Annotated in this window: 29 protein-coding genes; 28 read left to right on the forward strand and 1 reads right to left on the reverse strand. The window is 39.8% G+C overall.

Going from position 1 to position 22,255, the window contains the following annotated elements:
* Positions 1 to 9 precede the first annotated feature (9 nt).
* The 24 genes from R50345_RS13870 to R50345_RS13980 all read left to right on the forward strand — a co-directional run bounded on the left by R50345_RS13870 (position 10) and on the right by R50345_RS13980 (position 17,037).
* Positions 10 to 771 carry a sugar phosphate isomerase/epimerase family protein gene (locus tag R50345_RS13870; protein ID WP_042127430.1) on the forward strand — a complete coding sequence of 254 codons (762 nt, stop codon included), beginning with the start codon at positions 10 to 12 and terminating at the stop codon, positions 769 to 771.
* 30 nt (positions 772 to 801) lie between these two features.
* Complete coding sequence (locus R50345_RS13875) at positions 802 to 1,890, forward strand: Gfo/Idh/MocA family protein (RefSeq protein ID WP_042127432.1); 1,089 nt, start codon at positions 802 to 804, stop codon at positions 1,888 to 1,890.
* Between the two features lie 31 nt (positions 1,891 to 1,921).
* On the forward strand, positions 1,922 to 2,923 hold the full coding sequence (locus R50345_RS13880; protein ID WP_042127434.1) for a Gfo/Idh/MocA family protein: 1,002 nt from the start codon (positions 1,922 to 1,924) through the stop codon (positions 2,921 to 2,923).
* A gap of 205 nt (positions 2,924 to 3,128) precedes the next feature.
* Complete coding sequence (locus tag R50345_RS13885; RefSeq protein WP_042127435.1) at positions 3,129 to 3,389, forward strand: hypothetical protein; 261 nt, start codon at positions 3,129 to 3,131, stop codon at positions 3,387 to 3,389.
* Between the two features lie 246 nt (positions 3,390 to 3,635).
* The gene (locus tag R50345_RS13890; RefSeq protein ID WP_042132162.1) at positions 3,636 to 5,132 is read left to right on the forward strand and encodes a malate:quinone oxidoreductase; all 1,497 of its coding nucleotides are present in this window, start codon (positions 3,636 to 3,638) and stop codon (positions 5,130 to 5,132) included.
* A 118-nt stretch (positions 5,133 to 5,250) separates the two neighbouring features.
* Positions 5,251 to 5,718, forward strand: a complete 468-nt coding sequence (locus R50345_RS13895) for a DUF2691 family protein (RefSeq protein WP_042127437.1) — start codon at positions 5,251 to 5,253, stop codon at positions 5,716 to 5,718.
* Between the two features lie 174 nt (positions 5,719 to 5,892).
* Entirely contained in the window at positions 5,893 to 6,549 is a 657-nt protein-coding gene (locus tag R50345_RS13900; RefSeq protein WP_042127439.1) for a CatB-related O-acetyltransferase, read from the forward strand.
* Positions 6,550 to 6,704: 155 nt separating this feature from the next.
* Positions 6,705 to 6,941, forward strand: coding sequence for a DUF3977 family protein (locus tag R50345_RS13905; RefSeq protein WP_042127441.1), 237 nt, complete (start codon positions 6,705 to 6,707; stop codon positions 6,939 to 6,941).
* Positions 6,942 to 6,981: 40 nt separating this feature from the next.
* Entirely contained in the window at positions 6,982 to 7,644 is a 663-nt protein-coding gene (locus R50345_RS13910; RefSeq protein WP_042127443.1) for a uridine kinase family protein, read from the forward strand.
* A gap of 8 nt (positions 7,645 to 7,652) precedes the next feature.
* Positions 7,653 to 7,916, forward strand: a complete 264-nt coding sequence (locus R50345_RS30805; protein ID WP_081954080.1) for a CDP-alcohol phosphatidyltransferase family protein — start codon at positions 7,653 to 7,655, stop codon at positions 7,914 to 7,916.
* A 234-nt stretch (positions 7,917 to 8,150) separates the two neighbouring features.
* A complete protein-coding gene (locus tag R50345_RS13915; RefSeq protein ID WP_042127445.1) occupies positions 8,151 to 8,561 on the forward strand; it encodes a GntR family transcriptional regulator in 411 nt (136 codons plus the stop codon).
* Entirely contained in the window at positions 8,558 to 9,244 is a 687-nt protein-coding gene (locus R50345_RS13920; RefSeq protein ID WP_042127447.1) for an ATP-binding cassette domain-containing protein, read from the forward strand. Before R50345_RS13915 ends, R50345_RS13920 begins: the two co-directional genes overlap by 4 nt.
* Positions 9,241 to 10,086, forward strand: coding sequence for a hypothetical protein (locus tag R50345_RS13925; RefSeq protein WP_042127449.1), 846 nt, complete (start codon positions 9,241 to 9,243; stop codon positions 10,084 to 10,086). The genes R50345_RS13920 and R50345_RS13925 overlap by 4 nt, the downstream gene beginning before the upstream one ends.
* 24 nt (positions 10,087 to 10,110) lie before the next feature.
* Positions 10,111 to 11,310: a hypothetical protein gene (locus R50345_RS13930; protein ID WP_042127452.1), complete on the forward strand. Its 1,200-nt coding sequence runs from the start codon at positions 10,111 to 10,113 to the stop codon at positions 11,308 to 11,310.
* A 219-nt stretch (positions 11,311 to 11,529) separates the two neighbouring features.
* Positions 11,530 to 12,012: a DUF2975 domain-containing protein gene (locus R50345_RS13935; protein ID WP_042127455.1), complete on the forward strand. Its 483-nt coding sequence runs from the start codon at positions 11,530 to 11,532 to the stop codon at positions 12,010 to 12,012.
* A 10-nt stretch (positions 12,013 to 12,022) separates the two neighbouring features.
* The gene (locus R50345_RS13940; RefSeq protein WP_042127458.1) at positions 12,023 to 12,238 is read left to right on the forward strand and encodes a helix-turn-helix domain-containing protein; all 216 of its coding nucleotides are present in this window, start codon (positions 12,023 to 12,025) and stop codon (positions 12,236 to 12,238) included.
* A 203-nt stretch (positions 12,239 to 12,441) separates the two neighbouring features.
* Positions 12,442 to 12,915: a DUF2975 domain-containing protein gene (locus tag R50345_RS13945; RefSeq protein WP_042127460.1), complete on the forward strand. Its 474-nt coding sequence runs from the start codon at positions 12,442 to 12,444 to the stop codon at positions 12,913 to 12,915.
* Positions 12,916 to 12,925: 10 nt separating this feature from the next.
* Positions 12,926 to 13,132: a helix-turn-helix domain-containing protein gene (locus tag R50345_RS13950; protein WP_042127462.1), complete on the forward strand. Its 207-nt coding sequence runs from the start codon at positions 12,926 to 12,928 to the stop codon at positions 13,130 to 13,132.
* 1 nt (position 13,133) lies between these two features.
* The gene (locus tag R50345_RS13955; RefSeq protein ID WP_042127464.1) at positions 13,134 to 13,931 is read left to right on the forward strand and encodes a DUF817 domain-containing protein; all 798 of its coding nucleotides are present in this window, start codon (positions 13,134 to 13,136) and stop codon (positions 13,929 to 13,931) included.
* A 67-nt stretch (positions 13,932 to 13,998) separates the two neighbouring features.
* Positions 13,999 to 14,403, forward strand: coding sequence for a hypothetical protein (locus R50345_RS13960; protein ID WP_042127466.1), 405 nt, complete (start codon positions 13,999 to 14,001; stop codon positions 14,401 to 14,403).
* Positions 14,404 to 14,436: 33 nt separating this feature from the next.
* On the forward strand, positions 14,437 to 14,964 hold the full coding sequence (locus R50345_RS13965) for a GNAT family N-acetyltransferase (protein WP_042127468.1): 528 nt from the start codon (positions 14,437 to 14,439) through the stop codon (positions 14,962 to 14,964).
* Between the two features lie 107 nt (positions 14,965 to 15,071).
* Entirely contained in the window at positions 15,072 to 15,470 is a 399-nt protein-coding gene (locus tag R50345_RS13970) for an RrF2 family transcriptional regulator (protein WP_042127470.1), read from the forward strand.
* Between the two features lie 74 nt (positions 15,471 to 15,544).
* Complete coding sequence (locus tag R50345_RS13975; protein WP_042127472.1) at positions 15,545 to 16,174, forward strand: class I SAM-dependent methyltransferase; 630 nt, start codon at positions 15,545 to 15,547, stop codon at positions 16,172 to 16,174.
* A gap of 56 nt (positions 16,175 to 16,230) precedes the next feature.
* Positions 16,231 to 17,037, forward strand: coding sequence for a class I SAM-dependent methyltransferase (locus R50345_RS13980; RefSeq protein WP_042127474.1), 807 nt, complete (start codon positions 16,231 to 16,233; stop codon positions 17,035 to 17,037).
* Positions 17,038 to 17,093: 56 nt separating this feature from the next.
* On the opposite strand, the gene R50345_RS13985 is transcribed toward R50345_RS13980, so the two are convergent.
* Positions 17,094 to 18,002 carry an aldo/keto reductase gene (locus R50345_RS13985; RefSeq protein WP_042127476.1) on the reverse strand — a complete coding sequence of 303 codons (909 nt, stop codon included), beginning with the start codon at positions 18,000 to 18,002 and terminating at the stop codon, positions 17,094 to 17,096.
* 162 nt (positions 18,003 to 18,164) lie between these two features.
* On the opposite strand from R50345_RS13985, the gene msrA reads away from it, so the two are divergent.
* The 4 genes from msrA to R50345_RS14005 all read left to right on the forward strand — a co-directional run bounded on the left by msrA (position 18,165) and on the right by R50345_RS14005 (position 22,249).
* Entirely contained in the window at positions 18,165 to 18,677 is a 513-nt protein-coding gene (gene msrA / locus R50345_RS13990) for a peptide-methionine (S)-S-oxide reductase MsrA (protein WP_042127479.1), read from the forward strand.
* Positions 18,678 to 18,852: 175 nt separating this feature from the next.
* A complete protein-coding gene (locus R50345_RS13995; protein WP_042127481.1) occupies positions 18,853 to 20,043 on the forward strand; it encodes an ArsR family transcriptional regulator in 1,191 nt (396 codons plus the stop codon).
* A 95-nt stretch (positions 20,044 to 20,138) separates the two neighbouring features.
* Positions 20,139 to 20,846: a response regulator transcription factor gene (locus tag R50345_RS14000; protein WP_197069784.1), complete on the forward strand. Its 708-nt coding sequence runs from the start codon at positions 20,139 to 20,141 to the stop codon at positions 20,844 to 20,846.
* Positions 20,843 to 22,249, forward strand: coding sequence for a sensor histidine kinase (locus tag R50345_RS14005; RefSeq protein WP_042127483.1), 1,407 nt, complete (start codon positions 20,843 to 20,845; stop codon positions 22,247 to 22,249). The genes R50345_RS14000 and R50345_RS14005 overlap by 4 nt, the downstream gene beginning before the upstream one ends.
* Positions 22,250 to 22,255 lie beyond the last annotated feature (6 nt).

Genomic DNA, 22,255 nt, shown 5'->3' on the forward strand with positions numbered 1-22,255 from the left:
TTAAAGCCTATGAAACGTTCAACGATTGCGGCACAAATGTACACATTGCGTGATTTTACTCAAACGGCGGAGGATTTAAGAACAACTTTTCAAAAGGTATCAGCAATGGGTTATGAGAGTATTCAGATTTCATCCATCGGACCGATTGATCCGAAACTAGTCAAAAAATATGCTGATGAAGCAGGGCTGGCCATATGTGCGACTCATGTGTCATGGGAGCGGTTAGTGAATGATCTGGACGCTCTTGCCGCAGAGCATAAGCTGTGGAATTGCAAATACATTGGACTTGGAAGTTTACCGGAAGAATTTCGTACTGGAATTGAAAGCTACCGAAAATTCGCAAAATTGATATCTGAAATTGCGTTAACACTCAAAGAACAATACGGTCTGCAATTTGTTTATCATAATCATGATTTTGAATTTGAACGTTTTGACGGTATTACTGGAATGGAAGTATTGCTCAATGAGACGGACCCTGCAGTTGGTTTCATTCTTGATCTATATTGGGTTCAGGCAGGCGGGGCAAGTCCAGTGGAATGGATACGTAAAGTTGAAGGCAGAATGCAGGTCGTGCATTTAAAGGATATGGAGATTATAGACAGACAGCAAGTCTTTGCTGAGATCGGTGAAGGAAATATGAACTACGGTGAGATTATTACAGCTTGCCGTGGAACAGGTGTTGAATGGTATGTAGTGGAGCAAGATGTTTGCCGTCGTGATCCTTTTGAGAGTCTGGAGATTAGTCTGCGCTATCTGCTTAATCTTTTATAGTATCACTTAGAAGCCATTAGGAGGATTCTGATGAATAGAAAAGATGGAATGAACTATGCCCCCACGTATGAAGCTAAACCAATAGTAAAGCCAGGTGAATTCATCTTCGCTGCGATTGCACTAGATCACGGTCATATTTACGGAATGTGTAACGGGCTCGTTGAGGCAGGGGCAGAGTTGAAATGGGTATATGATCCGGATGTTGAGAAAGTTAGAGCTTTCATAGCCAAATATCCTGGAGCTAGGGCTGCTGATTCTATGGATGAAATATTGGAGGATCCAGAGGTTCGCTTAATTGCAGCGGCAGCTGTTCCTTCAGAGAGAGGACCTTTAGGAAATAAGGTTATGGCTCATGGGAAGGATTATTTTACGGATAAGACCCCTTTTACAACACTTGAACAACTGGATGATGCTAGAGCTATGGTCGCAGCAACCAATCAGAAGTATATGGTTTACTATAGTGAGCGTCTTCATGTTGAAAGCGCAATCTATGCGGGACAGTTGATCCGTCAGGGGGCGATTGGTCGTGTTCTTCAAGTCATTGGATTAGGACCGCATCGTTTAAATGCTTCTAGTCGACCGGAATGGTTCTTTGAGCGGGATAAATATGGCGGAATCCTAAGTGATATTGGCAGCCATCAAATCGAACAATTTTTGTATTATGCAGATTGTCAGGATGCTTCAATTGTTCACAGTAAGGTAGCTAATTATAATCATCCATCTTACCCTGAATTGGAGGACTTTGGTGATGCGACGCTTGTCGGGGACAATGGCGCAACCCAGTATTTTCGAGTAGATTGGTTTACACCTGATGGGCTCGGAACCTGGGGAGATGGACGTACAATGATCATGGGGACTGAAGGCTATATTGAATTGCGAAAATATACTGATGTCGGGCGTTCTAATACAACAGATCATGTGTACTGGGTGAACGGAGAAGGGGAGCATTATGAACATGTGGCTGGAAAAGTTGGTTTTCCGTTCTTTGGTGAGCTTATCCTCGATTGTCTGAACCGGACGGAGCAGGCGATGACACAGGCACATGTCTTTAAGGCTGCTGAACTATGTCTGATGGCTCAAGCTCAAGCGATGAATCTAACCCCTGATCAACTAAAATAGCGAATGGAACGATTATAGGAGGGTGGAATAGATGACTACACTTGGAGCAGCGATTATTGGCTGCGGGGCGATTTATCCTCTCCATGCTAAAGCAATATCAGCTATAACAGATGTAAATCTCCTTACTGTTGTAGATATTGATGCTGATAAAGCTAAACAAGCGGGAATAGAATACGCCTGCCATGTCACTGATGATTATAGGGAAATACTCAATGATAATCGTATTGACGTTGTACATCTCTGTACACCTCATTATCTTCATGCTGAAATGGCTGTAGAGCTATTGCATGCAGGGAAGCATGTATTAACTGAAAAACCAATCGCAGTTGATCTTCCTTCAGCCAAGCTTATGTTGGATGCAGCGGAAAAGAGTTCAGGCCAGCTTGGTGTGGTGTTCCAGAACCGTTATAATGATGCATCGATCTATATTAAGAAGACGATTGATTCTGGCGCTTTAGGAAAACTGCTTTGTATGAAGGGGATCGTAACCTGGCACCGAAACGAAAGTTATTACAGAGATAGTAACTGGAGAGGAAGATGGTCCACGGAAGGCGGAGGGGTTCTAATTAATCAGACCATTCATACCTTGGACTTACTCCAGTGGTTTGGAGGGGAGATAACCTCTGTGAAAGGCAGTATTACCACGGATGTGCTGGATGATGTCATTGAAGTAGAAGATACCGCACATGCTTGCATCGACTTCGCCACTAATGTTCGCGGGTTATTTTATGGTACGAATACCTATCTTGAGAACTCTCCGGTGGAGTTGGAGCTAGTCTTTGAAGAGGGAACGCTTACCCTTCGTAGAGACTACTTGTATCTTTGGAAAGATGGGAAGGAAAGCTTGGTTTGTCAGCCTATTTTCAGTCCTACCGAAGGAAAGTCGTATTGGGGGACTGGGCATAAAAGACTGATTGAGGACTTCTATGACCATATTTTTAGTGGACGAAAGTTTTGGCTTGATGGTTCTGAAGGGATAAAGGCACTGGAGCTTGTGAAGGCTATTTACAGCTCATCGCAGAGGAATAAATAATCATCAATATAGTAAAGCTGTTCCAAAAGTAGATTTATCTACAAATGAGACAGCTTTTTCGTGTTTAGGGACTTCCCACATTTGGTTAAACACTAAGAAGACTACGACTTGCAGAGGAAGATAGATTTGATTAATTCTCCTTAGTGGAATAATCTAAAGTAAGTATAGGTTATTAACAGCAAGATATCTGGAGGGTGCATACAATATGGAGAAAATACTACAGAACATTAGAACGAACACCAAACTAATTTCCATTGTGCAGACCATTGTTTTTATCTTTGTCATATTATACGTACTGATGTTTCTTTCTGGAGGATTATTCACCACCTTTTTTATTATGCTCATTGCTTGTTTTGTTAGTGTGATCGCTGCTTTACTCATGCTAATTCGAAAAAGCTTCTTATGGGCAATTGTTGATCTTGCTGCTGCGGGCAGTATGTTCATTTATTTTATTTATAATGCTTAACTGTTATTAATCCTTGCAAGAAGCGGGTTTATGGCTGTAGCTTAAGTTCCTTAACCTGGAGGACTTATTTCTCTCTTTTTTGCAAGCTTTTAAATAATTTATTTTTTTCATATAATAGTAGATATTAAATTTATAAATAATTGTAATACACTCGGATAAGGGTATAATTGAGACAGAAAAGGTGTGACGCCTAAGAAGGAGCGCCCACATCCTTTCTGCAAAATTCAGGGGATAAGGATGGTAATAATGGGCAAAAGTGCAACTGAAACAGACGTCATTTTAATTGGTGCTGGAATCATGAGTGCGACTTTAGGAACACTTTTAAAAGAATTAGTGCCGGATTGGAAGATTAAAGTGTTTGAAAAGCTCGAAAATGCAGGTGAGGAAAGCTCGAATGAATGGAATAATGCAGGAACTGGACATGCGGCGCTCTGCGAGCTTAACTACACTGTCGAAAAATCCGATGGAACCGTAGATATAAGTAAAGCTATCCAAATTAATGAACAGTTTCGGCTTTCATTGCAATTTTGGTCTTATTTGGTAAATCGTAAGCTGATACATAATCCGCAGGACTTTATCATGCCATTGCCCCATATGAGTTTGGTATTAGGTGAGAAAAATGTTGCTTTTTTGAAGAGAAGATTTGAAGCGCTATCAAAAAATCCTTTGTTTCAGGGAATGGAATTCTCTGATGATTACAGTAAATTAATGGAATGGATACCACTTATTATTAAAGACCGTCCATCGAATGAACCTATAGCAGCAACAAAAATTGACACTGGCACGGATGTTAACTTTGGTGCTTTAACGCGCATTTTATTTGACCATTTAAAGAGTAAGAATGTTGACCTTCATTATAAACATAGTGTGGATGGAATTACACGTACTAGCGATGGCTCGTGGGATTTGAAAGTGAAAAACGACAGCGGAACCATCGAACACCATACTGCAAAATTTGTCTTTGTCGGTGGTGGCGGAGGAAGCCTGCATATCCTGCAAAAGTCCGGAATTCCTGAAGGGAGACATATTGGAGGATTCCCGATTAGCGGAATATTTATGGTGTGTAATAAACCAGAAGTTATCGAGCAGCATCATGCAAAAGTTTACGGAAAAGCTAAGGTTGGAGCGCCTCCGATGTCTGTTCCGCATCTGGACACCAGATTTATAGACAACAAAAAATCATTGCTTTTTGGACCGTTTGCCGGCTTTTCACCAAAATTTCTAAAAACCGGTTCAATGTTTGATTTGATAACTTCCGTAAAACCGGATAATCTCCTAACAATGCTGTCGGCAGGTGCAAAGAACATGTCCTTGACCAAATACCTGATCGAGCAAGTGTTGTTATCGAAAGAAAAGCGTATGGAAGAATTACGAGAGTTTATTCCGAATGCTAAAATCGAAGATTGGGATTTAGTCGTAGCAGGCCAACGCGTGCAGGTTATCAAAGATACAGATGACGGCAAAGGAATCCTTCAGTTTGGTACAGAGGTAATTAGCGCAGAAGACGGTTCGATTGCAGCATTACTAGGAGCTTCTCCAGGTGCTTCTACGGCTGTTCACGTGATGCTTGAAGTACTTAATAAATGTTTCCCTCAACATATAAAAGAGTGGGAACCGAAAATTAAAGAAATGATTCCTTCTTATGGCTTATCACTACTGGAAAATCCAGAGCTTTTGCAAGAAGTGCACACATTAACGGCAACTACATTGGGGCTAGGTGGAAAAGAGCGAGTGCATAGTTAAGCAATGATCAATCGCTCGAAAGTATGATAATTGACAGATATTTTCTTCAAGAAAGCCTATGGATTTCATTCATAGGTTTTTTGTTTAGGGAATTCGAAAAAAAGAAGGGGGAGTGCACATGAAACGAGGCATCATTTTTAAGATTCCTAATGAATACGGGAAAATACTTGGAGATCTATTAAAGCCATTTAATATCGAATCATTCAATTGGTATATAGGTGGCGAGGAGTCTTATTTTATCCAAAACGATACATTAGGGGAGCTCATGTTCCATGAAGACATATATGGTATGGACGGCAGAGTCCTGAAAGAACTGTTGGAGAATAACGAATACTATATCATTTTTGCGAATTTCAAGGCTTTTCTACGAGAGAAGGATGTAATTGATGTTCAGACCTATGAGGAGTTCTTAAATAGTGATTGCCAGCTTGTACTTTTAGTCGTCGATTGTGAATATGCTACAGTTTATTGTAAAGACCAAGGGAAGCTTGAAGCACTGTACCATAACGCGATTTCAAATGGATATGAAGATGTTCAGTACATTACGAATGAGAATGACTTCAGAACAAGATTATCAATATGGTAGATGGAAACCGTAAGGTTGATTTGACGAACAAATCAATCGTTTGTTACAATGGCCCCATCAATTAGGAAAAGGATGAGGACGATGGTTCGTCGTTTGAAACGGTTTAAGAATGTCGCTACTGTATCAAGCTTCTAAGTATAAATGCTATAAATTACTTAGAAGCGAGGGAAAAGAATGAAACAACAGTTGTTTAACCACTGGTCAGAAACGAAGTATTTAAAGGATATTGTCACCAACCCAATGATTGAGGTAGGGGATTACTCGTACTACTCTGGGTATTACGATAATCATCATTTTGAAGACGGGTGCGTCAGATATCTTTGGGGAGACGAAACGTCAAGAAAGTTATTTAACCCGATCGAAGATTTTGGGTGGCATTTAGATAAATTGATTATAGGAAATTATGTTTGTATTGCAAGTGGTGTAATTATTTTAATGGGTGGTAATCACAATCATCATCCTGAATGGATTACCGTGTATCCTTTTGTGGACCAGATTGAAACCTCTTACGAACCCAAAGGGGATACGATCATAGAAAGTGATGCTTGGATTGGGATGAATGCAATGATTATGCCAGGTGTGAAAATAGGTGAAGGTGCTATTGTTGCGGCAGGCTCGGTTGTTGTAAAAGACGTTCCACCATATACAATAGTAGGTGGCAATCCTGCTAAAGAGATTAGAAAAAGATTTACAGATCGTGAAATCGAAAAGTTAAAGGAAATGCGTTGGTTTGATTGGAAACGTGAGAAAATAGAACAAGCTACGTCTATCTTTTCAAGTTCATCGATTGATCAATTATATGAGTTTTATCTAAGGGAAATAATTTCATAACACAATCAGAACAGGCTGCCGCAATTATTCGGCAGCCTGTTCTTTTATCAGTTAAGGCAGTTTAACAATAATTGTTCTTTACCAGATTAATCCTAATTAGTATGATAATACGAATGGGCTCATCTAATCTCTTGGGAGGAAAGTGTGCTAGATATATGAAATATATTGAATTTGGTCTAGGCAATAGATGGTTTATTAGAACCGAAACGGAGTTAGAGGATGGAAATGAATTTGAAGAAAAAGGAATTGTGAAACCGGTAAGGTTCCATTCTCTATATTTCAGGATTTGGATTGGTAAAACTGTAGTAGTCCTAGACTTAAAACAAGGTTTTAAAATAAGTAAGAAAAGTTATAACGCGTTTAAGATTATTTTTGGTATAACAAGTCTCTAGAATAAAGGAGCATACATATAACGACAAGATGGAGGAAACTATGGATAAAATATTAAATGAAATAGCCAATTTGATAAGCAGTGAGGAAAAAAGAGTTACTATTGGGATTTCGGGTCATGGTGCATCTGGAAAGACAACATTTGCCTATAATCTTTTAAAGCGTCTGGGTCATGAGAAGGTGAATTATATGAATACTGATCCCTATATTATCGGCTCACATCTTAGAAAGTACACTGTAATCGATTATGAATATAGCAATGAACGTCATCGTAATAAAATGACAGCTTGTCATCCTTCTGCTCATAATATATCTGCTCTAGAGAGAGACATCCGAATGATGCGAGATGGTTTAGATTTTTATACAATAGACACCAATTATTTAAAGAGTACAATGATAACTTCACAAAACAGAGTGAATATTGTAGAGGGCATGAGCGTTGCTTTTGCAGACCCGAATTTGTTTGATCTGAAGGTTTACTTATATACGGATGGAGACACTGAATTGATGAGAAGGAGTACACGTGATGTCTCTGAAAGAGGAACAGACATCAAATATTTAAGGAAATCACATGAAGACCGTAGAATTCAATATGAGTTATTTATGCATCCTTTTCATCGAAACTTTGATATCATTATAAAAAATTCCAATGAAGGTTATATTCTTGAAAATGAATGTAGGAGGGAAAAGCCACCGACAAACTAGATGGGTATATTGCAAGGAAGTATAATCAGGTTACGAACCTTGGAAAGTTACTTGATCCATTAGCGGATAAGTTGCCCATTTCTGCTGCGTTGATTCTACTGGTAAGTCAGCAGATGTTATACGCATGGGTTGCTTTAGTTATTGTAGCGAGGGAAGTGATTACGAATATACCTATCAATCAAATCCTAATCTATATTTCACTGGTCATAACTATCTATTCAGGATTTAACTACATAAGAAATAACTATCGTTTTTTAAAATTAGAAGCATGAGCTCGATAAAAAGGTTGCCGAGTAACGCAACCAAATAGATAAAGGCGAATTCTCACTCCATTTCGAGTAAGAATTCGCCTTTTTTCACTGTAAATAAACCCATTGCCCTTGCGTGTGTATGCCAAGTCTAACCTCAAATCCGAACTATTGACACAAAAGTGTATTACACATATAGTACATAAGTAAGATGTATGAACCACTTAGTACACACACTTAGTATATGGAGTTGGTTGTATGACAGAAGAACAAAAATCAGGTGTCAGCTTTAATATTCGTGAACCGGTATATATTCAAGTTGTCCGTTACTTTAAAGAACAGATTGCTACAGGGCAAATCGGAGCAGGAGACAAGATTCCTTCACGGCGTGAACTGGCATCAGTAATGAAGATTAATGCGAACACGGCACAGAAGGCATATAAGGAAATGGAGGAACAGGGTTTGATCGTAACAGAAGGGAATTCCCCAAGTAGAATTACACAGGATCAGCAAATACTAAGCTCGATTCGTGCTGAATTAATCGAAAGTGCAGTGGATATATTCATCGGTTCCATTCGAAATATTCAAATTCCAGTTGAAGAACTGGTAGACATCATAAAGACAAAATATACAATAGAGCGATCTCCAGAGGGTGGTGACACAAGATGATCCAAGTGAATCAGATGGTGAAGAATTATGGATTCAAGAAGGTACTAAATGGCGTTAGCTTTACTGCTGCCAAGGGAGAGATCACCTGCCTGATCGGAATCAATGGTGCCGGAAAGTCAACGGTGCTGAAGTCCATCATGGGACTGACACCATACAAAGGTGAAGTCTTAATCGATAATGCATCACTAACACCTGCGATGTATGAGAAAATGACTTTTATTCCAGATTCGTTAACGATGCCCTCCAATATGCGAATTGCTGATTGCTTCAGCTTTATGGCTGACTTTTATCGGAATTGGAACGCTGAACGTGCAGAGGAATTGCTTAAGTTCTTCCAACTGAGCTCTTCGGATCGCGTATCCTCATTGTCAAAGGGGATGGCTGCGAAGTTAAATTTGTTGCTCGGACTTGCCTTGGATTGTGATTACATCCTAATGGACGAACCGTTCTCGGGGATTGATATGTTCAGCCGCGAGCAAATTACTGATGTGTTCACGAGTGAATTGATCGAGGATCGTGGTGTGATTATTACAACTCATGAAATTAACGATATTGAGCATTTAATTGATAAAGCGGTCTTGCTACAGCACGGGAAGGTAGAACGTGAATTCTACTGTGAAGAAGTTCGCGAGCAAGAAGGTAAGTCCATTACGGACGTAATGAGAGAGGTGTACATAAAATGAGAGCTTTTGTAAAGCTATTGAATTTTGAAATGAACCGATTTGCCAAAATATATATTGGACTCATGTTGCTGACAGTCGCCTTGCAACTTGTAGCAGTCACCCTCGGTGCTATTCATTGGCTGGATTCTGCGAATGAGGCAATGAGAGTGAATCAATGGACCCTTGAGCAATATCACAATGTGACTGGAAATATTCAGCTAAACAGTATGATGTATGCTCGCTATAATGGACTTCTATATTTCGGACCCATATTTTTGAGCATCACAGTGTTGCTGATATATAGCTGCTTCATTTGGTACCGCGACTGGAGAGGTAAAAATACGGTAGTATATCGCCTGCTCACGTTGCCCTCCAATCGGGCGAATTTGTATTTTGCCAAGCTGGTTACGATCTTGCTATTCGCATTTGGACTTGTCGCCCTGCAAATTATCCTTGTTCCACTGGAGCGTTTGATAGCACAGTCGATTCTCCCTGCTGAATTATATCGGAACATCTCGGTATTTGATTTTTTGAAGTATCCTACTGTGCTTAAAGTTTTGGTTCCGCCCTACTTTTCTGAGTTTGTACTATACTATGGACTGGGCATTATTGGCTTGATCGTCTTGTTCACAGTGATTCTAATCGAGCGGAGCTACAGACTGAAAGGGATTGGCTTTATCGTACTATATTTAGCGGTTCTGGCTGGACTAGCCTCAATACCATTTCTTATGGGTTATAGCAGTTACGATAGCTATTTCTATCCAGGTGAAATCATAGGCGCTTGTCTCGGATTAATAGTGATCATTGTTGGAGGTTCGCTTTGGTACAGCTTGTATCTATTGCGTAAGAAAATATCGGTATAATTGAAGGGGTATGGAGGTTAAGGAATGAGAAAATATATGGTTACCGCCGTTCTTTTAGTGTTTGCGGTTGTTACAATTGGGACGTATTATGTACAAGCTTCACAAGAGACACCACCTAATTATAAGCTGACGACGGTTAAAGGGGATGCTTCCCTCGTTGAAGGTATAGCGGTATACGGAAACTACGTGATTAAGGATAGTACTTTTGGCATCAAACGAGCTTATATCACGACAAATGGTACAGATTATCCAGATGAAAAGTCGGCGATTAGCCAAAGCTTAAATCGAAGACCGATGAAAACGCAATTGGATCAGTGGATAGAAGAGCATCGTCAGTTCATGCGCGGTAAGACAAACACATCTGGTTTCTATGAGAATGAGGAAATGCTTGCTTATGTTAAAGCGACAGTAGATACGAAGCGATCAAATGATTCATCAGCGAAGAAATATGCAAAGCTTAGTATTTCTGTACTCAACAAGCAGAAGAACAATACGCTTGAAATCACATCCGATATCAATGTAGATCAAGATATTTCAGATATGTATGTACAAAATGTACAGCTTATTGATCAGCAGCTTGTTGCTATGGTGTTTATGAATCACAGTGCCAAAGGTTATGTTTCTGAACCGCAGATCCTCCGTGTCAATCTAGCCACAAAAGAGATTAAGAATGAGCCGCTCGCGTTACCAGGCGGTAAATCTGTAGCAGTAGACGGGGATACTCAATATGCATGGCTAGCCAATCAAAATCTGGAGCACACTGAGCAATGGATTTTAAGGATTAGTAGAGATAATCATAGAAAGGCATATCAAGTGGATGTTAAGACAGGTCAAATCTCTCCACTCACATTCCAAGGGCATGAAATGTTATTGAATAATATTATGTATGCCTATGGACAGAAAATTTATTTCCTGCAAAAGGCTGTATCGAGTAAGGAAAATATAGGATTCACTGTTATTTCTTACGATCTCGTGAGTAAAGAATATGAGACTATTCTGAAGAATACAACTATAGATTTAAGTGAAAACATTACCTATGCTTTTAAACAAGACCATCTCTATATTATGGGTTATAAGAATTTCAAAGGTAATCGTCTATATGTATTCAATTTGACAAGCGGTAACCTTGAGTACGAAGGAAAAGTAATATCAACAGAGGCCGCAAATCAGGCTGAAGATGAAGCTAACATGGATTTGAATTTTATCGATCTCGGTCAGTTCTAGCATTGTTTTTAGAATAAAAAATTAAATATAAAGAGACATAAAGAGATATGAAAAGGTGACAAAGGCCGGGCTAATGACTTTTAATAGTCAATCAGCTCGGCCTTTTAGTCGTGAAATTTATAACAGTCATTAAACACTATTTTTCGATTAAAATATATTGTAAAACGATAAACTATATGTTAGATTCAATTTTGAAAATAACTTTGTGAGGTGTGTTTTATGAAACTTGGATCAACGCTTTTTTTAAAGATAGCAGTTGTTCTTATTGGACTTCCAGTTCTTGCGTTGTGTATAATTTTCGTGCCTGCGATTTCGAATTATGCAGCAGAATTATACCCTGATCAAACCTATATTAAATATCTCTTGTACATTGATTTATATGCATCGGCGATACCTTTTTACTTTGCATTGTATCAAGCGATCAAACTGTTAGGGTATATTGACAACAACAACGCTTTCTCAGAATTATCTGTAAAGGTATTAAAAAATATCAGGAACTGTGCAATTGCAATCAGTGGAATTTATGTTGTGGGATTGCCACTTTTCTATCTCGTCGCGGAGAGAGATGATGCCCCGGGGTTCATTGTCATTGGGGTGGTTGTGATTTTTGCTTCCATGGTGATTGCAGTGTTTGCTGCGGTGCTCCAAAAGCTTTTGAAGGAAGCTATTGATATAAAATCAGAAAATGACTTAACAGTCTGAGGAGAAAACAATGGCGATTATTATTAATATTGACGTGATGCTGGCTAAAAGAAAAATGAGCGTGACCGAGCTTTCGGAGCGGGTTGGAATAACAATGGCTAACCTGTCTATATTGAAAAATGGAAAGGCGAAAGCGGTTCGATTATCAACATTAGAGGCGATCTGCAAAGCTTTAGATTGTCAGCCTGGCGATATTTTAGAATATAAAAGTGACGAGGAGACTTAAGAAATAAATGAATAGTAGAGGCGTGGCTCTTTTCTCAATCTTTATGAGAAGGGGGCCTTTTTGATGTGCAATAATTAGAGGTGAAAAATAATAGGGGATGTATTAATGATAAATAATAATTGTTATACAATCAAAAAATATTGAATTACGATAAATTATATGATAAATTGAATCCAGATTATTAACTTTGTGAGGTGCAGCTTATGAAACGAGAAACACTCTTTTTAAAGATGGTTGTAATTCTTATTGGACTTCCGGTTCTTGCTTTGTGTATTTTTTGGTTACCTACGATACCTAACAAAGCAGCTGGAGATTATCCGGTGTATTTGGTTTATCCCGTTCTTATAGGGGTGTATGTAACGGTGATAGCCTATTTTGTAGCTTTATATCAGGCGTTAAGACTTCTAAGCTTCATAGACAAGAACAAAGCGTTCTCAGAATTATCCATTAAGGCTTTAAAAAATATAATTTACTGTGCAATCATCATCAGTATCTTATATGCGGCGGGTATGCCACTTATTTACGAAATGGCACAGGAAGCTGATGCACCAGGCTTAATAGTACTCGGACTTGTCATGACTTGTGCTCCAATTGTAATTGCGGTCTTTGCTGCTGTTCTTCAAAAGCTTTTGAAAAATGCCATAGAAATAAAATCAGAAAATGACCTAACCGTCTGAGGAGAAAACAATGGCGATTATAGTGAATATTGATGTGATGTTAGCTAAAAGGAAAATGAGCGTTACAGAGCTTACTGAAAGGGTTGGCATTACAATGGCTAATCTTTCTATATTGAAAAATGGAAAAGCAAAAGCGATCCGATTATCGACGTTTGATGCGATTTGTAAAGCTTTAGAATGTCAGCCTGGAGATATTTTAGAATACCGAAAAGAGTAGCATGACTGGAAAGGAGAGAGCATCATTGAAATCAATAACGCAGCTTCTGCATTTTGGCTACCATCAGGCGATGAGTTGCATATTTCCTATTGCGATCTTTGGGACTTTAGCGCTCTCTAACGTAATAGATCTGCCTTACATTTACCGATATGATGCCATTCTTATTATATTGCTTACCGTTCAATATCTTATGTACCGTACTGGATTAGAGACGCTAGATGAAATTAAAGTCATTTGTGTATTTCACATTATTGGTTTATTGCTGGAAATTTATAAGATAAGAATGGGGTCATGGTCATATCCTGAACCCGGGCTAACCAAGGTGTTTGGAGTGCCACTGTATAGCGGGTTTATGTACGCGAGCGTAGCGAGCTATATGTGTCAAATTTGGCGTAGACTGAAGATGGATATGACCGGTTGGCCGGGACTTGCTGCTGCTGGGTCGCTCGGAGCAGCTATCTATCTGAACTTTTTCACGCATCACTTCATTCCTGATTTTCGCTGGTGGCTAAAGGGGCTTGTACTCATTGTTTTTTGGAAAACTTGGATCATTTATCGGGTACGAACCACTACTTATCGGATGCCCTTGACACTGGCATTTTTCTTAGTAGGTTTTTTCATCTGGTTAGCTGAGAACATCGCTACATTCTTTAATGCTTGGAAATATCCTGATCAGAATCAGGTATGGCATGTGGTTAGTGTCAGTAAGATCAGTTCATGGTTCCTTCTGGTTATTATTAGTGTCATTATAGTTGCTCAACTCAAGCATGTAAAAGCTAACCGTAAAGTGAAAGAGTAGCGTATCAGCTTCAAAAGAAATCGTAGAACATGGCATGAGAATAAATTAGTGATGAGGAGGCGATGAGATGAATTATACAGATTTAAAAGAATTGCAGGATGTGTTTTTCTTTGGTCTAATAGAGCCAGAGGTAAATCAACTAAGGCTATCTTTTTGTAAAAGCAAAGCTAGTGATATCACTGAGCCACTTATGGTTAACGAAAAGAGCTCTCCAATAATACAAGTGGATTTTCACTCCTATATTGCATATTCGGTTAGAAATGAATTCTTTACTTCTAGGGATGATTATGAGGAATTTGACGGAAAAACATTTAGGATTTATAAGAAATCAAGGTATCTTGATTTTATTTCTTATGGAATATTCGCATCAAAGGATTTTGTAAGACCGTATAAGCATTATGGGATCTGTTGTATTGACCATGTCGTTGATATTATTTCAACATCGGAGCCTATTGTAAGGGAAACTAAATAGAGTCGTATGAACTTGAGAGATGGAGGGGAAAAGATGAAAGAAGTAATAAGCATTACTAGGCTTACCACAATCGAAGAAGCTGAAATCCTAGATTTTAAATTTGCTGAACACTTTGGATGGTATCAACGCGGAGATTACTATCGTCAATGTCTAAAAGAGAATCAAACGAATAAAAGGGTAACCTTAATTGCGCATTACAATGATTCCGTAGCAGGATGTTGCCATTTACTCTATGAATCAAAATATCCTTTTTTTCGTGAGGATCACATCCCGGAAATTAACGATCTGAATATCTTTCCCGAGTATAGAAGAAAGCAGATTGCGAGCAAATTGTTTGATGAATTAGAACGTATTGCGGCTAAGGACTTTAGATTTATTGGGTTAGGGGTAGGCCTCTATAAGGATTACGGTAATGCGCAAAGAATGTATACTGCTCGCGGTTACATTTTAGACGGTAGAGGAATGATGTATAATAATGTTCCTGTCATACCAGGACAACCCGTCATGGTCGATGATGATCTATTACTTTATTTAACTAAAGATTTACAGAGCAAATTGTAAGTTATACTAATACAGTTTGGGTAACTGATAGCACACATTGTATATGCTTGTCTTTTTTAATGATTAGAGTTATTATGGATTTTCAAAGTCGTTAATGGAGGTGCTTAATGAAATATTCCCAAGCGACAGACTATGCGCTTCATGCAATGCTGTATCTGGTGACGGCAGCGTCCGATAAGCCCGTAGGTGTTCAATTGCTTGCTGAGAAGCTGGGTGTTTCACAAACCTATCTGTCCAAAATGATGACCAAGCTAGTGAAGGCTGGATTGATTCAATCTGCACCCGGCGCAAACGGTGGCTATCGTCTCAGAAGGAAGTCCGAAGAGATCTCTTTTCTGGATATTATCCATGCGATCGAAGGGACTGCATCTTTATTCGAATGTAGCCTGGATCACGGTAGCGAGTGCCTGATTCAACAGGTTGTGATTGACGCTGAAAGACAGATGGAGCAGTACTTGGAGAACAAGAAAATTGCAGATTTGGCGAAAACAATGAAGACGGAGTAATGATCCGTTCTTTTTTGGAAACAATTAAAGATAATATAAGTCCGTAATAACTTTAATATAAAGGAGAATGAAATATGACGGAATTCTGGGAATCAAGCTTTATCGAAAAACAAACGATGTGGGGATTTGAACCTGCAGACTCCGCAATCGCCACTAAAGACTTTTACCTTGAAAAGAACATTAAGGACATATTGGTACCGGGTATTGGATATGGTAGAAATGCAAAGGTTTTTGTTGAGAGTGGAATAAAAGTTACAGGTATTGAGATTTCACAAACCGCGATTGATTTGGCGAGAGAAAATGGGCTTGATATTAGCATTTATCATGGTTCAGTGACTGACATGCCTTTTGATAACAAACGTTATGAGGGTATATTTTGCCATGGTCTTATTCATTTGTTGAATAAAAGTGAAAGAGAAAAGTTCATTAAGGATTGCTACAACCAGCTAAAGCCAGGTGGTTATATGATTTTTACAACGGTTTCGAAAAAAGCTCCTATGTTTGGAAAAGGTACTCTATTGGATAAAAATTATTACGAGACAGATTATGGCGTAAAAATATTTTTTTATGATGCTGAATCCATTACACAAGAGTTTGAAACCTATGGACTAGTTGAGTTCTCTGAAATTGACGAGCCGCACAAGGACATGATCAATAAACCTTCAATCAATTTTTTAATGGTAAAATGTAAGAAAGATCTATAGTATAAATTTGGTATATCGGAGATAATAGTTTTCAAAAGAAGGCAGGTGTTATATTGATGAGCAATATTATTGATTATTACTCTAGCTTTGATGAGTGGGGCAGGCTGGATAGAGAACCCTTAGAGTTCATTATTAATCTCCATTATATCAAGAAATATATGCCGTCAGCTGGAAAGGTGCTGGATAATGGCGCAGGACCCGGTAAATATGCGATGGAACTGGCTAAGCTCGGATATACAGTAACCCTTTCAGATATCACACCTAAATTAGTTGAAGTAGCAATGGAAAAGGCAGCTGAACTAGAATTAACTGAGCAATTTGACGGGTTTCATAACTTAAATGCTATTGATTTAGAAGGAATACCTAATGAGAATTATGATGTTTCATTGATGCTTGGTCCTTTGTATCATTTGCAGAAGGAAGAGGAACGAATTTCAGCTGTAAAAGAGTTGCATCGCGTGACCAAACAGGACGGTCTAGTATTTGTGGCTTTTCAAAGTCGAATGAGAATGACCATTAATTCCTTACAATCCCCGCAGCAGTGGAAACCGAACGACAATATGAACACCATTAATGAATTCTTTGAGAATGGAATCTTTAATCATAGTGACAAGGGCCGGTTTACAGGTGCTTATTATTTTAATATTGATGAGATTCAGCCTTTCATGGAAACGAATGGATTTGAATCTATAGAATTAATTGGATCATCAAGCATTGCAGCCATGTTAACTGCTGAACAGCAGCAGTATTGGACTCACCAAGAGGGGGAAGAGAGCTTGATTAACTTTCTCATATCTAAAGCAAATGATCCCTCAATCTTAGGTATATCATCACATTTGTTATACATCGGTAAAAGAAAATAAAAAAAGAGCGTCAGTTTCTTAACTGACGCTCTTAATTTTATAAATGACTGATTACTTTACAAATGTAGTGTGTAGCGGTTCGCTTTACTCAACCCGCGGATCGTTTCGATTTCCTCTGAAGTTAGAGGGGGAGACTTAACAGCCGTTACATTATTCTTCAATTGCTCCATGTTACTCGCTCCTGGGATAATAACTGCCACAGATGGATGATCTAATGGATAATGCAGTGCCGTTTGTGCTAGGGTTCGAGAGTCACTCTTTTGTTGCGAAAGCTGATCATGCAATTGTAGAAGCTCATCACTACTGTAATCTAAGTACTTTTTCTCTGCTTTGCTGCGGCCATTTTCGGAAAGAATGCCACCCGCCAAAGGACCTCGGGCAATTAGACTGATTCCATGCCCGGCCAGCAGAGGGAGAATTTCTTCCTCAGGCCGTCGATCTAAGATGCTGTATTGGCTCATTACACTGACTATGTTTGATCTTTTTACATATTCTCTAATGACATTAGGACGAATAGAAGAGATTCCATAATATCGAATTAGACCCTCTTGTTTAAGTTCTTCAAAGGCTTCAATGGTCTCATCCATCGGATCATCAATCGTTCCGCCATGCAGCTGATACAGATCGATATAATCTGTTTGGAGGCGTCTTAAACTGTCTTTGACTGCAGATTTGATATAGGATTTCGATGCATCCCAGCTCCAGCCTTCTTGACCTGGAATTCTGCGGTTGCCCACTTTTGTACTTAATATTACCTCTTCGCGGCGGTGACGAATCGCCTTACCAATGATCTCTTCATTACGACCCTCATCATACAGATCGGCTGTATCTAAAAAGTTAATGCCTTGATCGAGCGCTTCATGGACGATGGAAATGGCCTTTGCCTCGTCCGTACCTAAGGACATGCACCCGAGTCCTACTTCACTTACATACAAATCGGACTGACCCAAGCGATTTTTATTCATAGGTTATTCCTTTCTAATTCCGTTGATGATCATATTATAACGTTTTAATGCATTGAATTCGAATATTAATGGTTATTTCCTTTGACTTTATAACCTATAAGGATTATCGTCATAGCATATGTTATTTACTAGATGATGATGGATAGGGAGAGACTTGAACATATGGAACAAGCAATGTTTGCAGGTGGTTGTTTTTGGTGCATGGTTACACCGTTTGAGGAGTTACCAGGTATCCAAGGGATTGTATCGGGATATGCTGGAGGATTAACCGAGAACCCAACTTACGAAGAAGTCAAAACAGGAACAACAGGACATTACGAGGTGGTACAAATTACGTTTGATCCGGCGCTTTTTTCATACGAGAGGCTGCTTGAATTATATTGGCCTCAGATTGATCCCACGGATGATGGTGGACAATTTCAGGATAGAGGAACACAATACCGGACAGCCATTTTTTACTATAACGAAGAACAACGTTTAGCAGCCCTTGCCTCGAAGGAGCAGGTGGCTGTCAGTGGCAGATTCTCAGGACCCGTCGTGACGGAAATCCTTCCTGCGCCAACCTTTTATCGAGCGGAAGAGTATCATCAGGACTATCATCACAAGAACCCCAAGCATTATAAAGAGGATCGTGAGCAATCCGGACGGGATACCTTTATCGCTAAACACTGGTAATCACTTAAATAGTGTTTCTAAAGTAAAAAGAGCATCTTAAGTCGTTTGTGACTTACGGATGCTCTTTTTGCATCAATATACAAATTTTATATATTTTAAATTCTACATACTTTCTACACATTTATAGACTAAACTACTCTAAATCAAGCGAGAAAATCAAAATGGAGGGTTTAGAATGAAAAAAATCATACCCATAGTTGCTGTTACAATGCTACTAAGTGCAGTGTTAGCTGGCTGTCAATCGAGCGATAAAGCCAATTCTGGTTCAGATAAGCAAGCTGTTACTTCAACCCTGGATCAACCCTGGATAGCAACAAAAAACACTACACGTATTAACACTTCTGACCCTATAGAGGCAGCCGTTATAGTCTCTCAAACGTTATGGACGGCACAGACCAAGAACAATAGTCCTTCAAGTGTAGTATTAACGGATATGAGCAATTGGCAGATTGCCGCGGTCAGCGCGGATTTGATTCATCATCCGAACAATGGTCCTATTCTTTTTACAACGAAAGAGGGTGTCCCCGAGGCAACGTTAGCAGAGCTTAAGCGATTGAATCCTTTAGGCGCTGAAGGTAATAATGGTGTACAAGTAGTGCTCGTCGGACCCATGGCTTCCAATGTGGAACAACAATTAAAGACACTGGATCTGAAAGTAGACCGAATTGAAGGGGACGAGCCGGCAGCTGTAGCGCAAACCATTGATACTTATTATGCAAAAGCTTCCGGTGAGCTTCCAAAGTCAGTCATTGTAGGTTCTATGGATAGTCCTGAGTACACACTGCCTGCAGTGAACTGGATCGCCCATATGCCGGAGCCGCTTCTCTATGTAACAAAAGATGAAATTCCCGCCCCTACAGTTGATGCTTTGAAAGAGCGTGGTGGTTCGGCTACGATTTATATCTTAGGACCTGAAAAAGTTGTATCTACAGCAGTAGAAAAGCAATTACAGGAATTCGGCACAGTAACCCGTATAGCTGGAAAAGACATTTATGAGAATGCCATTGCTTTTGCTACTTTTAAGGATGCCAGCAACGGTTTCGGTTGGGGCATAACGACACCTGGACATAACTTGTCTTTGTTGACTACCGATTCAACGATGTTGGCGATCGCCGCTGCACCTTTTTCACATTTAGGGAAACACGCACCGCTTATTTTTACGGAAAAAGACGGGCTGCCAGATGCAGTGATGGAATATATGATGACCCTTCAACCCAAATTTCAAGATTCACCAGCAGAAGGACCCTATAACCATGCATGGATAACTGGAGACAGCAATGTAATAAAAGAAAATGCCCAAAGCGAAATCGATGATATGCTGGAAATTTCACCGGCTGCAGGAGGCAATCCGCATTCCGGTCACTAAGAGTACGACAGGCTGGCATCAATAGCGACGATGTCGGCTTGTTCTGTGTTATTTTGTATAATAAGAAGAACTAGGCCACGAAGAGGGTGAACGACTTGAATAAGCTTCAGGTATTGATCGTTGATGATGAATGGAACATGCGGAATTTAATACGGATTTATTTAACGAAAGAAGGAATGACGACTAAAGAAGCGTCAACGGGGCATGAGTCACTCGCTTTGTTGAAACAACAAAACTTTGATTTAATCCTTTTGGATGTGATGATGCCAGATATGGACGGATGGCAGGTTTGTAAAGCCGTCAGAGAGGTAAGTTCTGTCCCTATTCTAATGCTTACAGCCCGCTCGGAAACCAAGGACAAGGTACACGGCCTCGGCATAGGCGCGGATGACTATCTCACCAAACCATTTGAGCCAGAGGAATTAGTGGCAAGAATTTATTCTTTAGTAAGGCGTTCAATGCTAACATCGACCCAACAACCTTTAAAAAAGGTTCTGACCTATCCGGGGCTAGCGATTTACCCGGACGCTCGTGAGGTACATATTCTGGATACAGCTGTTGAATTCACACTCAAGGAATTTGATCTGCTAACAGCCTTGGCGCAAAATGCTCATCGTGTCTTTACGAGAGAAGAACTAGTGGAGCGTTTATGGGGCAATGATTATGAGGGGGAGAATCGTGTCATCGACACACATATTAAGAATATTCGCGAGAAACTACATAAGGCCGGACTGTCCTATAATCCTGTTCAAACGGTATGGGGCTTAGGCTATAAATTTGAGATCCCAGGTAATCACATATGAAGAACAATATTATCGGACTGAAGCTCGGGTCGGTCATCATGTCTGTTTTTTTAGTTGTTTTGCTTATTCTTGGGATCACAATAGACCGAATGTTTACCAGCTTTTATTACAACGAGATGCAAAAAGAAACGGAGGAGCTGACCTCACACTTTATCGGGATGGCTGAATCGCCGGATAGTTCAAACGAGCAGATGATGAGTACTTTTGCAGAGTTTTCGGACGTGAGTATATTTAATATTTCAAAAGACGGTAGTGTTATTCTACATTCGGGTGTTCATGACCGCGCAGATCGTTCATTCATCCATGCTTCGGATCTTAATCGGATTTTTGCCGGAAAAAGTGTGAGTTTTGAGTATAAAGATCCTACAGGCCATAGATATTTCATCACTGGAAAACCTATTTCAGAGGATCACACCATTCAGTCCGCACTTTATGTCATGTCCTCTACAGAGAACATGAAGCAATCATTGGCTTCAATTCGTAACCTACTGCTGCTCGCAGGAATCGGGGCTTTTATATTGGCATTAGGGATCACAGGAATAATTAGCTTGCTATTATCAAGGCCGCTGATCAAGATGCAGAAAGCGACTCGAAAAATCGCTGCCGGTGAATTGGAAACGAGACTTTCCATACGGAGCAACGATGAAATTGGATTTTTGGCAGGAGCGATTAACGACCTTGCTGTAGATCTGCAAAGATACCGGGATACGCGTCAGGAATTTCTAGCCAATATTTCTCATGAGCTTCGAACACCCATCACATATTTGAAAGGGTATACCAAGGTCATAAAGGGTGGACTTTATGAGACTGAAGGGGAAAGAGATCTGTATTTGGATATTATTCACGAGGAAGCGAATCGGCTTGAACATCTGGTAGAAGATTTATTTGAACTGGCAAAGATGGAGGAAGGTAAAGTCACGCTTACGTTGGAGTGGCTAGATCTTAAGTATATGGCAGAACAAGCGGTACGCAGAGTCGAGCTGAAAGCCAAAGAGAAGGGAATTCAGCTGAAGATTGCTTATCATGGAGATTCGTATAGGGTTCGTGGAGATGAAAAGCGGATGGAACAGATTATGATGAATCTTCTGGAGAATGCGATCCGTTATTCGGATGAAGGTGAGATTAAGGTCCATGTGAACGAGAAGGCTGACGAGGATGCTGTTGAATTTATTGTAGAAGATACCGGAATCGGGATTCCTGAGGAAGAACTCCCCTTTGTCTTTGAGCGATTCTACAGAGTTGAGAAATCACGCTCAAGGCAATATGGGGGTACAGGACTTGGACTATCCATTGTTAAAAAGCTTGTAGAATTACACGGCGGTAAGATTCGAATTACAAGTCAGCCTGGAGTTGGAACCCGTTGCGAGGTACAGTTGCCTAGATTAGCAGAAACCGAAAAGTAAGAACCA

The organism is Paenibacillus sp. FSL R5-0345 (assembly GCF_000758585.1).
Lineage (GTDB): Bacteria > Bacillota > Bacilli > Paenibacillales > Paenibacillaceae > Paenibacillus_AQ.

Excerpts from the sequence above, each read along its gene's own strand:
- R50345_RS14005 (WP_042127483.1), top strand. The coding sequence starts at position 20,843 with ATGAAGAACAATATTATCGGACTGAAGCTCGGGTCGGTCATCATGTCT.
- R50345_RS13950 (WP_042127462.1), top strand. The coding sequence starts at position 12,926 with ATGGCGATTATAGTGAATATTGATGTGATGTTAGCTAAAAGGAAAATG.
- R50345_RS13995 (WP_042127481.1), top strand. The coding sequence starts at position 18,853 with ATGAAAAAAATCATACCCATAGTTGCTGTTACAATGCTACTAAGTGCA.
- R50345_RS13915 (WP_042127445.1), top strand. The coding sequence starts at position 8,151 with ATGACAGAAGAACAAAAATCAGGTGTCAGCTTTAATATTCGTGAACCG.
- R50345_RS13975 (WP_042127472.1), top strand. The coding sequence starts at position 15,545 with ATGACGGAATTCTGGGAATCAAGCTTTATCGAAAAACAAACGATGTGG.
- R50345_RS13885 (WP_042127435.1), top strand. The coding sequence starts at position 3,129 with ATGGAGAAAATACTACAGAACATTAGAACGAACACCAAACTAATTTCC.
- R50345_RS13955 (WP_042127464.1), top strand. The coding sequence starts at position 13,134 with ATGACTGGAAAGGAGAGAGCATCATTGAAATCAATAACGCAGCTTCTG.
- R50345_RS13875 (WP_042127432.1), top strand. The coding sequence starts at position 802 with ATGAATAGAAAAGATGGAATGAACTATGCCCCCACGTATGAAGCTAAA.
- R50345_RS13890 (WP_042132162.1), top strand. The coding sequence starts at position 3,636 with ATGGGCAAAAGTGCAACTGAAACAGACGTCATTTTAATTGGTGCTGGA.
- R50345_RS13935 (WP_042127455.1), top strand. The coding sequence starts at position 11,530 with ATGAAACTTGGATCAACGCTTTTTTTAAAGATAGCAGTTGTTCTTATT.
- R50345_RS13930 (WP_042127452.1), top strand. The coding sequence starts at position 10,111 with ATGAGAAAATATATGGTTACCGCCGTTCTTTTAGTGTTTGCGGTTGTT.
- R50345_RS13880 (WP_042127434.1), top strand. The coding sequence starts at position 1,922 with ATGACTACACTTGGAGCAGCGATTATTGGCTGCGGGGCGATTTATCCT.
- R50345_RS13960 (WP_042127466.1), top strand. The coding sequence starts at position 13,999 with ATGAATTATACAGATTTAAAAGAATTGCAGGATGTGTTTTTCTTTGGT.
- R50345_RS13945 (WP_042127460.1), top strand. The coding sequence starts at position 12,442 with ATGAAACGAGAAACACTCTTTTTAAAGATGGTTGTAATTCTTATTGGA.
- R50345_RS13895 (WP_042127437.1), top strand. The coding sequence starts at position 5,251 with ATGAAACGAGGCATCATTTTTAAGATTCCTAATGAATACGGGAAAATA.
- R50345_RS13870 (WP_042127430.1), top strand. The coding sequence starts at position 10 with ATGAAACGTTCAACGATTGCGGCACAAATGTACACATTGCGTGATTTT.
- R50345_RS13920 (WP_042127447.1), top strand. The coding sequence starts at position 8,558 with ATGATCCAAGTGAATCAGATGGTGAAGAATTATGGATTCAAGAAGGTA.
- R50345_RS13925 (WP_042127449.1), top strand. The coding sequence starts at position 9,241 with ATGAGAGCTTTTGTAAAGCTATTGAATTTTGAAATGAACCGATTTGCC.
- R50345_RS13905 (WP_042127441.1), top strand. The coding sequence starts at position 6,705 with ATGAAATATATTGAATTTGGTCTAGGCAATAGATGGTTTATTAGAACC.
- R50345_RS13900 (WP_042127439.1), top strand. The coding sequence starts at position 5,893 with ATGAAACAACAGTTGTTTAACCACTGGTCAGAAACGAAGTATTTAAAG.
- msrA (WP_042127479.1), top strand. The coding sequence starts at position 18,165 with ATGGAACAAGCAATGTTTGCAGGTGGTTGTTTTTGGTGCATGGTTACA.
- R50345_RS13985 (WP_042127476.1), bottom strand. The coding sequence starts at position 18,002 with ATGAATAAAAATCGCTTGGGTCAGTCCGATTTGTATGTAAGTGAAGTA.
- R50345_RS13940 (WP_042127458.1), top strand. The coding sequence starts at position 12,023 with ATGGCGATTATTATTAATATTGACGTGATGCTGGCTAAAAGAAAAATG.
- R50345_RS13970 (WP_042127470.1), top strand. The coding sequence starts at position 15,072 with ATGAAATATTCCCAAGCGACAGACTATGCGCTTCATGCAATGCTGTAT.
- R50345_RS13910 (WP_042127443.1), top strand. The coding sequence starts at position 6,982 with ATGGATAAAATATTAAATGAAATAGCCAATTTGATAAGCAGTGAGGAA.
- R50345_RS13980 (WP_042127474.1), top strand. The coding sequence starts at position 16,231 with ATGAGCAATATTATTGATTATTACTCTAGCTTTGATGAGTGGGGCAGG.
- R50345_RS13965 (WP_042127468.1), top strand. The coding sequence starts at position 14,437 with ATGAAAGAAGTAATAAGCATTACTAGGCTTACCACAATCGAAGAAGCT.